The sequence below is a fragment of the Kitasatospora sp. NPDC088391 genome, from assembly GCF_044753345.1.
GTDB lineage: Bacteria > Actinomycetota > Actinomycetes > Streptomycetales > Streptomycetaceae > Kitasatospora.
Window position 1 is genome coordinate 73,418 of record NZ_JBIVNB010000006.1, and the last position, 11,913, is coordinate 85,330.

General features: G+C 73.5%; 9 protein-coding genes. All 9 read left to right on the forward strand.

Annotated elements, in window-relative coordinates; all coding sequences use genetic code 11:
• Window positions 1-20: 20 nt before the first annotated feature.
• Window positions 21-1,949, forward strand: coding sequence for a TIGR03960 family B12-binding radical SAM protein (locus ACIQBJ_RS19580; protein ID WP_400711591.1), 1,929 nt, complete (start codon window positions 21-23; stop codon window positions 1,947-1,949).
• Window positions 1,950-2,194: 245 nt separating this feature from the next.
• Window positions 2,195-2,848, forward strand: a complete 654-nt coding sequence (locus ACIQBJ_RS19585) for a hypothetical protein (RefSeq protein WP_400711594.1) — start codon at window positions 2,195-2,197, stop codon at window positions 2,846-2,848.
• A gap of 132 nt (window positions 2,849-2,980) precedes the next feature.
• Entirely contained in the window at window positions 2,981-3,754 is a 774-nt protein-coding gene (locus tag ACIQBJ_RS19590; protein ID WP_400711597.1) for a TIGR03936 family radical SAM-associated protein, read from the forward strand.
• Window positions 3,755-4,116: 362 nt separating this feature from the next.
• A complete protein-coding gene (locus ACIQBJ_RS19595) occupies window positions 4,117-7,539 on the forward strand; it encodes a ribonuclease E/G (RefSeq protein ID WP_400711600.1) in 3,423 nt (1,140 codons plus the stop codon).
• Between the two features lie 239 nt (window positions 7,540-7,778).
• Window positions 7,779-8,096 (forward strand): 50S ribosomal protein L21, encoded by a 318-nt coding sequence (gene rplU / locus ACIQBJ_RS19600; RefSeq protein WP_014135733.1) that lies wholly within the window; start codon window positions 7,779-7,781, stop codon window positions 8,094-8,096.
• Between the two features lie 36 nt (window positions 8,097-8,132).
• Entirely contained in the window at window positions 8,133-8,390 is a 258-nt protein-coding gene (gene rpmA / locus ACIQBJ_RS19605) for a 50S ribosomal protein L27 (protein ID WP_014135732.1), read from the forward strand.
• Window positions 8,391-8,493: 103 nt separating this feature from the next.
• Window positions 8,494-9,954 carry a GTPase ObgE gene (gene obgE, locus ACIQBJ_RS19610; protein ID WP_400711605.1) on the forward strand — a complete coding sequence of 487 codons (1,461 nt, stop codon included), beginning with the start codon at window positions 8,494-8,496 and terminating at the stop codon, window positions 9,952-9,954.
• Window positions 9,955-10,069: 115 nt separating this feature from the next.
• Window positions 10,070-11,206, forward strand: coding sequence for a glutamate 5-kinase (gene proB, locus ACIQBJ_RS19615; protein WP_400711608.1), 1,137 nt, complete (start codon window positions 10,070-10,072; stop codon window positions 11,204-11,206).
• A gap of 80 nt (window positions 11,207-11,286) precedes the next feature.
• Window positions 11,287-11,748 carry a hypothetical protein gene (locus ACIQBJ_RS19620; RefSeq protein WP_400711611.1) on the forward strand — a complete coding sequence of 154 codons (462 nt, stop codon included), beginning with the start codon at window positions 11,287-11,289 and terminating at the stop codon, window positions 11,746-11,748.
• Window positions 11,749-11,913: the final 165 nt, after the last annotated feature.

Consider the following 11,913-nt stretch of genomic DNA (forward strand, 5'->3'; position numbering starts at 1 on the left):
TGCCGTAAAGGTCCTCGCACATGACTGTCGAATCGGTCTTCCCACGCCTGGAGGCCCTCCTCCCGCACGTCCAGAAGCCGATCCAGTACGTCGGTGGCGAGCTCAACTCGACCGTCAAGGACTGGGACGCCTGCGACGTCCGCTGGGCGCTGATGTACCCCGACGCCTACGAGGTCGGCCTGCCCAACCAGGGCACCATGATCCTCTACGAGGTGCTGAACGAGCGCGAGGGCGTCCTCGCCGAGCGCAGCTACAGCGTCTGGCCGGACCTCGAAGCGCTGATGCGCGAGCACGGCGTCCCGCAGTTCACGGTCGACGCGCACCGCCCGATCAAGGCGTTCGACGTGTTCGGCCTGTCGTTCTCCACCGAGCTCGGCTACACCAACATGCTGACCGCGCTCGACCTGGCCGGCATCCCGCTGAACGCCGCCGACCGCACCATGGACGACCCGGTCGTCCTCGCGGGCGGCCACGCCGCGTTCAACCCCGAGCCGATCGCCGACTTCATCGACGCCGCCGTCATCGGCGACGGCGAGCAGGCCGTCCTCGACATCACCGCCATCGTCCGGGCCTGGAAGGCCGAGGGCCGCCCCGGCGGCCGCGACGAACTGCTGCTGCGCCTGGCGAAGACCGGCGGCGTGTACATCCCGCGGTTCTACGACGTCGAGTACCTGGCCGACGGCCGGATCGGCCGCGTCGTGCCGAACCGCCCGGGCGTGCCGTGGCGGGTCTCCAAGCACACCGTGATGGACCTCGACGAGTGGCCCTACCCGAAGCAGCCGCTGGTCCCGCTCGCCGAGACCGTGCACGAGCGGATGTCGGTGGAGATCTTCCGCGGCTGCACCCGCGGCTGCCGCTTCTGCCAGGCCGGCATGATCACGCGCCCCGTGCGGGAGCGAAGCATCACCGGCATCGGCGAGATGGTGGAGAAGGGCCTGAAGGCGACCGGCTTCGAGGAGGTCGGCCTGCTCTCGCTCTCCTCCGCCGACCACTCCGAGATCGCCGACATCACCAAGGGCCTCGCCGACCGCTACGCCGAGGACAAGGTCGGCCTCTCGCTGCCCTCCACCCGGGTCGACGCCTTCAACATCGACCTCGCCAACGAGCTGTCCCGCAACGGCCGCCGCTCCGGACTCACCTTCGCCCCCGAGGGCGGCTCCGAGCGCATCCGCAAGGTCATCAACAAGATGGTCTCCGAAGAGGACCTGATCAACACGGTGGCCACCGCGTACGGCAACGGCTGGCGCCAGGTGAAGCTGTACTTCATGTGCGGCCTGCCCACCGAGACCGACGAGGACGTCCTCCAGATCGGCACCATGGCGAAGAACGTCATCGCCAAGGGCCGCGAGGTCACCGGCACCAACGACGTCCGCTGCACGGTCTCGATCGGCGGCTTCGTGCCCAAGCCGCACACCCCGTTCCAGTGGGCCCCGCAGCTGTCCGCCGAGGCCACCGACGAGCGGCTGACCAAGCTGCGCGACTCGATCCGCGGCGACCGCAAGTTCGGCAAGAACATCGGCTTCCGCTACCACGACGGCAAGCCCGGCATCGTCGAGGGCCTGCTCTCCCGCGGCGACCGCCGGATCGGCGCCGTGATCCGCGCCGTCTACGAGGACGGCGGCCGCTTCGACGGCTGGCGCGAGCACTTCTCCTACGACCGCTGGATGGCCTCCGCCGAGAAGGGCCTGGCCGGCACCGGCGTCGACGTCGACTGGTACACCACCCGCGAGCGCACCTACGAGGAGGTCCTCCCCTGGGACCACCTGGACAGCGGCCTCGACAAGGACTGGCTCTGGGAGGACTGGCAGGACGCCCTCGAAGAGGTCGAGGTCGAGGACTGCCGCTGGACCCCCTGCTTCGACTGCGGCGTCTGCCCCCAGATGGACACCCACATCCAGGTCGGCCCCACCGGCAAGAAGCTCCTCCCCCTGACGGTCGTCAACACCTGACGCCCCTCGCCCTCCCGGGCCCCCGCCGCGACCCCGCGGCGGGGGCCTTCGAGCAGGAAGCGCAGACATCGGGACACATCCTCCCGTTCGGCCTCGACGACGACAGGCCGGCGGTCACCGCGACCTCGAAACGCTCGCGCGGTACGGCGAGTTGAGGACGCGTCGGCCGCCGGAACCCGGATCGGTCTCCTGGCGGTCGGCGGCCGCGTACTACCATCGGCCGATCGATCCACGGGGGAGTGACGATGGCTCAGCAGCAGGGACCGCAGGGGCAGCAGGGCGGGGGGTGCCTGGTCGCGGTGGTGCGGCCGGTGGTGGTGGCGGTGGTGGTGCCGCTGCGGCTGCTGTGGGAGCTGGTGGTGCTGGCCGGCCGCGGGGTCGGGTGGCTGCTGGACAAGCTGCTGGTGGTGCCGGGGCGGTTCCTCTGGCGGTGGGTGCTGCGGCCGCTGGTGGTCGTCCCGCTCGGTTGGCTCTGGCACTGGCTGGTGGTGGTGCCGCTGGCCTGGCTGTGGCGGTGGGTGCTGCTGCCCTCGCTGAAGGCGCTCTGGCACTACGTGCTGGCCCCGATCGGCCGCGGCACGGCGTACCTCGCGGTCGGGTTCGGCAAGGTGGTCGCCCAGCTGGCGTACTACCTGGTCGCGGTGCCGGTCCGGGCGCTCTGGCGGTGGGTGCTGGTGCCGCTCGGCAAGGCGTTCCACCACGGCCTGTGGCGGCCGGTGCTGTACCCGGTGCTGCGCGCGCTCGGGCTGGCGTTCCTGTGGTCCTGGCGGCTCGGCGGCCGGATCTGGCGCTTCACGGTGGTCCGCCCCTGCCGCTGGGTGCGCCGGGACGTCTGGTGGCCGGTGAAGGCGGAGATCCGCCGGGTGGCCCGGGAGGTCCGGCGGGCGCTGCTGGGGTGAGCCACCGGTACCCTTGGTGGTGACAGGGTCCGGCCGGAGCCGCCAGCGGTGCGAGGCCGGACGGGGACAACTGACGAAGGACTGAGCTCCCTGGCACGCCGCACCCCCGACGGTCCGCCGCCCGCGCCGACGGTGCAGCGCATCCGTCTCCGCTACACCAAGCGCGGCCGTCTGCGCTTCACCAGCCACCGGGACTTCCAGCGGGCGTTCGAGCGCGCGCTCCGCCGCTCGGCCGTCCCGATGGCCTACTCCGCGGGCTTCACCCCGCACCCCAAGGTCTCCTACGCGAACGCGGCCCCGACCGGCACCGCCAGCGAGGCCGAGTACCTGGAGATCGGCCTCGCCGAGGCCCGCGACCCGGAGGCGCTCCGCCGCCAACTGGACGAGTCGCTGCCCCCCGGCCTGGACATCACCGAGGCCGTCGAGGTCGCCACGAGCAACTTCGTGGAGCGCCTGGAGGCGTCCGAGTGGCAGCTGCGCCTGCCCGGCGTCGAGCCCGCCGAGGCGGCGAAGGCCGCCGAGGTGTTCCTGGCCGCCGAACGGGTCGAGGTCCAGCGGATGACCAAGAACGGCCTGCGGGTCTTCGACGCGCGCTCGGCCGTCGCCGCGATGGAGGTCCGCCCCGATGCGTCCGAACCGGTCGGGTTCGGTGACGACACCGCGACGGACGGTGCGGACGATGTTCGGACGGGTGCTGCCTGTGCGATACTGCGCCTGGTAGTACGACACGCCACACCCGCCGTACGACCCGACGACGTATTGTCCGGTCTCCGTTCGACGGCCGACCTCGCGCCGCCGGTCCCCGCAGAGGTGACCAGGCTGGCGCAGGGGCCGCTCGACGAGCAGACCGGCACGGTGACCGACCCGCTGGCGCTCGACCGCGCCGCGGCCGAGGTCGGCCGGTAGGCCGCCCCGCCGCGCGCATCCGCCGTCCGCCGAGTGGGCGGGAGCGCAGGCACGGAGACCAGCTCCGGGCCTGCGGCTCCCCGGCCCCCGCGGCTCCCCAGGGGAGCGAGCGTCGTCGCGCGCAGGCCCGGCCACCCCTCGGCCCGGCCCTTGAAAACTGAGAAGAACTGGTCAGACCAGAAGACTTTTCGATCCTCCGCGCCCCGCGGGGGATCGAGCGAGACTACGAGCCCCTGTGCGGCCTCGCGTCCGCACGACGGCACCGTGGGAGCCGGAACCGCCCGAAGCGCGGCCGGCTGGTGAATGCGGTGGCGCGTCGTGCCCGATGCGGAGCCCGGGGGCCTGACGGGAGACACACCCGCATGCTCGAAAACACCGAACCGCAGTCCGCTGCGGCCGACCACAACGAATCCGACGGCGTCTCCGCCGCCCCGCCGCGCCGCCGGCGCCGCGCGGTGTCCCGCCCGGCCGGCTCCCCGCAGCCCGCCGCCGGCGAGAGCACCGCGACGGCCGCCGAGGCCGCCCCGGCGGCCGAGCCCGCCGCCCCGGCCGCGCCCGCCGCCGAGCCGGCGGCCGAGGAGAAGCCCGCCCGGGCCCGCCGCACCCGCAAGCGCGTCGAGTCCCCGGCCGGTGCGCCGGAGGCCGTCGCTGCCCCGGTCGCCGAGCCCGAGCCGGTCGCCGTCGAGGCCCCGGCCGCCGAGCCCGCCGCCGCCGAGGAGCCGGCCCCCCGGGCCCGTCGGACCCGCAAGCGCGCCTCCGCCCCGGTGCAGAGCACCGCCGTCGAGGAGGCCCCCGCCGCCGAGCCCGAGCCGGTCGCCGTCGAGGCCCCGGCCGCCGAGCCCGCCGCCGCCGAGGAGCCGGCCCCCCGGGCCCGCCGCACCCGCAAGCGCGCCTCCGCCCCGGTGCAGAGCCCGGTGGTCGAGGAGCCCGCCGCCGAGGAGGAGGAGCCGGAGGCCGTCGAGGAGGAGCCGGCCGCCGAGCCGGAGCCCGCCGTCGAGGAGCAGCCGGAGGCCCCGCGCTCCCGCCGCCGCGCGGTCCGCCCGTCCACCGCGATCTTCCAGGCCCCGGTGTTCCAGGAGCCCGCCGCCTACGTCGCCCCGAAGGCCGAGCCGGTCGCCAAGGCCGAGCCCGCCAAGGCGGCCCCGGCCGAGCCGGCGGCCGAGTCCGAGGGCGAGGAGGAGTTCGAGTACAGCGGCGTCGGCCGCCGTCGCCGGACCCGCACCGCCGTCCGGGTCCAGCAGCCCGCCCGTCCGGCCAAGGCCGTGAAGGCCGCCCCGGTCGAGGAGGCCCCGGCCGCCGAGCCCGAGGCGCCCGCCGCCGGCCCGGAGCAGGACGCCGAGTGGGAGGACGACCGCCCGTCCCGCCGCCGCCGTCGTGGTGGCCGTCGCCGCCGCCGCGGCGAGTCCGAGGACGCCCACGAGGGCGCCGAGGCCGCCGAGACCGAGGCCCAGGACGAGGACGCCCCCGAGGAGCCCGAGTCCCAGGACGCGCAGGACGACGAGGACGAGGACGACGACCTGGCCGCCGGCCTGTCCTCCTCGCGCCGCCGTCGCCGCCGTCGCCGCCGCTCCGGCGAGAGCGGCCCCGACCCGGTGGAGACCACCGAGGACGGCGTCCGCACCGTGGTGAAGGTCCGCGAGCCGCGCCGCCGCTCCGCCGAGCCCTCCTTCGACCCGGACGAGGTGCAGTCGATCAAGGGCTCCACCCGCCTGGAGGCCAAGAAGCAGCGCCGCCGCGAGGGCCGCGAGCTGGGCCGCCGCCGGGTGCCGATCATCACCGAGGCCGAGTTCCTGGCCCGCCGCGAGTCCGTCGAGCGGGTCATGGTGGTCCGCCAGAGCGGCAACCGCACCCAGATCGGCGTTCTTGAGGACGGCGTGCTGGTCGAGCACTACGTCAACAAGGAGCAGGCCACCAGCTACGTCGGCAACGTGTACCTGGGCAAGGTGCAGAACGTGCTGCCGTCGATGGAGGCCGCGTTCGTCGACATCGGCAAGGGCCGCAACGCCGTGCTGTACGCGGGCGAGGTCAACTTCGGCGCGCTCGGCCACGGCGGCCCGCGCCGGATCGAGTCGGTGCTGAAGTCCGGCCAGTCCGTGCTGGTGCAGGTCTCCAAGGACCCGATCGGCCACAAGGGCGCCCGCCTGACCAGCCAGATCTCGCTGCCCGGCCGCTACCTGGTGTACGTGCCCGAGGGCTCGATGACCGGCATCTCCCGCAAGCTGCCGGAGAACGAGCGGACCCGCCTGAAGCAGATCCTCAAGAAGATCGTCCCGGACGACGCGGGCGTGATCGTGCGCACCGCCGCCGAGGGCGCCTCCGAGGAGGAGCTCACCCGCGACGTGCAGCGCCTGCAGCAGCAGTGGGAGGAGATCCAGAAGAAGGCCGCCACCGGCAACGCCCCGGCGCTGCTCCACGGCGAGCCCGACATGACGGTCCGGGTGGTCCGCGACATCTTCAACGAGGACTTCACCAAGGTCATCGTCAGCGGCGGCGAGGCGTGGAGCACCATCCACGACTACGTCTCCAACGTCGCCCCCGACCTCACCGAGCGCCTGCAGCGGTGGACCTCGGACGTCGACGTGTTCGCCACCTACCGGATCGACGAGCAGCTGATGAAGGCGCTGGACCGCAAGGTCTGGCTGCCCTCGGGCGGTTCGCTGGTGATCGACCGGACCGAGGCGATGATCGTCGTCGACGTCAACACCGGCAAGTTCGTCGGCCAGGGCGGCAACCTGGAAGAGACCGTCACCCGCAACAACATCGAGGCGGCCGAGGAGATCGTCCGCCAGCTGCGGCTGCGCGACCTCGGCGGCATCATCGTGATCGACTTCATCGACATGGTGCTGGAGTCCAACCGCGACCTGGTGCTGCGCCGCCTGCTGGAGTGCCTGGGCCGGGACCGGACCAAGCACCAGGTGGCCGAGGTCACCTCGCTGGGCCTGGTCCAGATGACCCGCAAGCGGGTCGGCCAGGGCCTGCTGGAGTCCTTCTCCGAGCCCTGCGTGCACTGCAACGGCCGCGGCGTGATCGTCCACATGGACCAGCCGAGCCACAGCCACCACGGCAACGGCGGGCACGCTCCCGCCGCCCCCGCGGGCGAGGGCGGCGGCAAGCGCCGCCGGCGCGGCCGCGGCGGCGCGGGCGCGGAGAACGAGGCGGTCGAGCCGGTCGGGACGGGCGAGGCGTTCGAGGTGCTCGACGCGGTGGAGGCCGTCGTCGAGCCGGTCGAGGCCGAGCCGGCGGCCGTGGTCGAGCCGGTCGTCGAGACCGCCGTCGAGGCCGAGATCGTGGCCGAGCCGGTGCCGGTGGCCGAGCCCGCGGCCGAGCCGTCCGCCCCGGCGGCCGGTGGCCGTCCGCGCCGCCGCGCGGTCCGCAAGGCGACGGCCCCGGCCGGCGCGTCCGGCGCGGCCGAGATCGTGGTGCTGCAGGCCCGGGCCGAGGCCGCCATGGAGGCCGCGCTGAGCGCCGCCGAGGAGGCGGTCGAGGCCACCGCCGAGGTGGAGCCGGTGGCCGAGGCCGCCGTCCTGGTCGGGACCGAGGAGCCGGCGGAGCCGGTGGCCGAGGAGGCCGCGGCCGAGGAGGCCCCCGCGGAGGAGGCGCCGAAGAAGCGGGCCGCCCGCAAGACGGCCGCCAAGACCGCGGCCAAGGCCCCCGCCAAGAAGACGGCGGCGAAGAAGACCACCGCCGCCGCCAAGAAGACCACCGCCCGCAAGACCGCCACCAAGCGGACGAGCGCGGCGGCCAAGAAGGCCGCGGCCGCCGAGGGTGACGGCGCCGCGGAGTGACCGCCCGGCCGGGGCCGCCACCGCCGCGCGCGGTGGCGGCCCCGGCCCGGTGACGGGCCCGGTTTGCCCCCGGGTGGACAGGTCCGTATTCTTGACCCTCGGCGTGTTGACGCCATGCTCCTGAGCACCTCACCTCCCAGGTGGGCGCCGTTCCCGGCGCTTCCGGGGGAGGCCGCTTGTGTCCATACCCAGGTGGCTGGCATCCGGAGTTCCGACCGAGTTAGGAAAGTAGGTACCGCATGTACGCGATCGTTCGCGCAGGCGGCCGCCAGCACAAGGTCGCCGTGGGCGACGTGCTGGAGATCGACCGTATCGACGCCAAGCCGGGTGACTCGGTCGAGCTCTCGACCATCCTCGTCGTCGACGGTGAGTCCATCACCTCCGACCCGTGGGTGCTCGGTGGCGTGAAGGCCCACGCCGAGGTCGTCGACCAGACCAAGGGCGACAAGATCGTCATTCTGCGCTACAAGAACAAGACCGGCTACCGCCGTCGTCAGGGCCACCGCCAGAAGCACACCGCGGTGCGCATCACCAGCATCGACTCGGTCAGCAAGTAACACTTCCTGCGGTCTTCCTAGAAAGGGGATAGCCAGATGGCACACAAGAAGGGCGCAAGCTCTACTCGCAACGGCCGTGACTCGAACGCCCAGCGCCTCGGCGTGAAGCGCTTCGGCGGCCAGGTCGTCTCCGCCGGCGAGATCATCGTCCGCCAGCGCGGCACCCACTTCCACCCGGGCGCCAACGTCGGCCGTGGTGGCGACGACACCCTGTTCGCGCTGACCGCCGGTGCCGTCCAGTTCGGCAACCGTCGCGGCCGCAAGGTCGTCAACATCGTGGCCGTCGAGGCCTGAGTCCGAACAGACTCGCTGTGAAGGGTGGGCCGGGATGATCCGGGCCCACCCTTCCGCTTTACCGCAGGACACCCCTTATTTCCCCGCACGAGAGGCACATCTCATGACCACCTTCGTGGACCGCGTCGAACTGCACGTCGCCGCGGGTAACGGAGGCCACGGCTGCGCCTCCGTGCACCGGGAGAAGTTCAAGCCGCTGGGCGGCCCCGACGGGGGCAACGGCGGCGAGGGCGGCTCCGTGATCCTGGTCGTCGACTCGCAGGTCACCACCCTGCTGGAGTACCACCACTCGCCCAAGCGCAAGGCCACCAACGGCAAGCCCGGCGCCGGCGGCCACCGCACCGGCGCGGTCGGCCCCGACATCGTGCTGCCGGTGCCGGACGGCACCGTGGTGCTGGACCGCCAGGGCAACGTGCTCGCCGACCTGGTCGGCCACGGCACCAGCTTCGTCGCCGCCCAGGGCGGCCGCGGCGGCCTCGGCAACGCCGCGCTGGCCTCGGCCCGCCGCAAGGCCCCCGGCTTCGCGCTGCTCGGCGAGCCCGGCGAGGCCCGCGACATCGTGATGGAGCTCAAGTCCGTCGCCGACGTCGCGCTGGTCGGCTACCCGAGCGCCGGCAAGTCCTCGCTGATCTCGGTGCTCTCCGCCGCCAAGCCGAAGATCGCGGACTACCCGTTCACCACGCTGATCCCCAACCTCGGCGTGGTGACCGCCGGCGAGACCGTCTACACCATCGCCGACGTGCCCGGCCTGATCCCCGGCGCCAGCGAGGGCCGCGGCCTCGGCCTGGAGTTCCTGCGGCACGTCGAGCGCTGCGAGGTGCTGGTGCACGTCCTCGACTGCGCCACCCTGGAGCCGGGCCGCGACCCGCTCACCGACCTGGAGACCATCGAGGACGAACTCGCCAACTACGGCGGCCTGGAGGACCGGCCGCGGCTGGTCGCCCTGAACAAGGTCGACGTCCCGGACGGCCAGGACATCGCCGACCTGACCCGCGCCTCGCTGGAGGAGCGCGGCTACCGGGTCTTCGAGGTCTCCGCGCTCGCCCACAAGGGCCTGCGCGAACTGTCCTTCGCGCTGGCCGAGATCGTCGCCGCCGCGCGCGCCGCCAAGCCCGTCGAGGAGAACACCCGCCTCGTCATCCGGCCCACCGCCGTCGACGACGCCGGCTTCACCATCGACGAGGAGGACGGCGCCTACCGCATCCGCGGCGGCAAGCCCGAACGCTGGGTCCGGCAGACCGACTTCGCCAACGACGAGGCGGTCGGCTACCTCGCCGACCGGCTGGCCCGGCTCGGCGTCGAGCAGCAGCTGTGGAAGATCGGCGCCAAGGAGGGCGACACCGTCATCATCGGCCCCGACGAGAACGCGGTCGTCTTCGACTGGGAGCCCACCATGGCGGCCGGCGCGGAGATGCTCGGCCGCCGCGGCGAGGACCACCGGATGGAGACCCAGCGCCCCGCCGTCGACCGCCGCCGCGAGCGGCAGCGCGGGCGGGACGCGGCGGAGCAGGAGTACCTCGACTTCGAGGCGCTCAGCTCCGGCCGCGAGGAGCTCGACCAGTAGGGTCCGGCGCCTCCGCGTCTCACGTTCCGTCGGCGATTTCGCAACCCGCCTGCCGAATGACTACTGTGCGTGGCACAGCCGCGTCTGGTGCGTGCGCTCGGAAGGATCGGGACTGATGGTGGGTCAGTTGCTCCGCGAGGAGGTCCGCTCGGCACGGCGGATCGTGGTGAAGGTCGGCTCCTCCTCGCTGACCACCGCCGCCGGCGGGCTGGACGCGGACCGGGTGGACGCCCTGGTCGACGCGCTGGCCAAGGTCCGCAAGGGCCCGGACGCGCCGGAGATCGTCCTGGTCTCCTCGGGCGCCATCGCCGCCGGACTGGCCCCGCTCGGACTGGCCAAGCGGCCCACCGACCTGGCCCGGCAGCAGGCCGCCGCCAGCGTCGGCCAGGGCCTGCTGGTGGCCCGCTACACCGCCTCGTTCGCCCGCTACGGGGTCCGGGTCGGCCAGGTGCTGCTGACCGCCGAGGACGCCAGCCGGCGGGCGCACTACCGCAACGCCTACCGGACGCTCGACCAGCTGCTGGTGATGGGCGCGATGCCGATCGTCAACGAGAACGACACGGTCGCCACCGCCGAGATCCGGTTCGGCGACAACGACCGGCTGGCCGCGCTGGTCGCCCACCTGGTCCGGGCCGACCTGCTGGTGCTGCTCTCCGACGTGGACGGCCTGTACGACGGCGACCCGGCCCGGCCCGGGACCAGCCGGATCGCCGAGGTGAACGGCCCCGAGGACCTGGCCGGGATCGAGATCGGCAGCGCCGGCAAGGCCGGCGTCGGCACCGGCGGCATGGTGACCAAGGTCGAGGCGGCCCGGATCGCCACCGGCGCGGGCATCCCCGTGGTGCTGACCGCCGCCAGCCAAGCCGCCGACGCGCTGGCCGGCCGCCCGACCGGCACGCTGTTCCGCCGCACCGGCAGCCGCTCCGCGGACCGGCTGCTCTGGCTGGAGCACGCCTCCTCGCCGCGCGGCGCGCTCACCCTGGACGACGGGGCGGTCGCCGCGGTCGTGCACGGAGGGAAGTCGCTGCTCCCGGCCGGAGTGACCCGGGTGGACGGGGAGTTCGCCGCGGGTGATCCCGTCGACCTTCTTGGCGAAAACGGTCACATCGTCGCCCGCGGACTGGTCAACTTTGATGCGAGGGAGTTGCCCCGTCTGCTCGGCCGGTCCACCCGAGAACTGGCCCAGGAGCTCGGCGCCGCGTACGAACGCGAGGTCGTCCACCGCGACGACCTGGTCGTGCTGCGCGGCTGAGCACGGGCGGCGGGGCCGGTACGGGGGGTGGGAGCAGCGGGCCGGGGGGCCCGCGCGACACGCTGAACAGGAGGCCGCCGGTGGTTCGCAGGCGGGAGGAAGCGCTGCCGGGACAGAGGCCCGAGCGGCGGCTCACCAGCATCGAGGGCGGCCGGCGCGTCGACGGGGAGCACGAGGACGTGCGGGAGCCGGAGCCCGAACAGGGCCGGCTGTGGCACGTGGTGCTGAGCGTGGCGGGCGCGGCGACGCCACTGCCCGAACTGCGCACCGCACTGGAGAAACTGGCCCACGACCACTCGTTCTTCCTGACGGCCCGTTACGCCGCCGACCACGCCGAGGTCCGCTACTGGGAAGAGGCGCGGGACCTGCACGACGCGGCCGCGATCGCGCTCCGGCTGTGGGGCGAGCACAAGGTCAGCGCCAAGCTCCCGGCCTGGGAGATCGTCGGCCTGGAGGTGGTCGACCGCCCGACCTACCACAAGCGGGTCGCGGAGGGCTTCGGCGATCCGCCGCCGCAGCTCGGCGGGGTGCACCCCTACTGACCGCGTCCGCCCGGGGGCGCGGCCCTTCGCCGCTCCCCGCCGTCTTCGTCGTCTTCGCCGTCTTCGCCGTCTTCGTCGTCCCAGCGGTCCCGGCCGTCAGCCGTCAGCCGTCAGCCGTCGGCCATCAGCGGTCAAGGCCGTCAGCCGTCTCAGCGGGCGAAATGT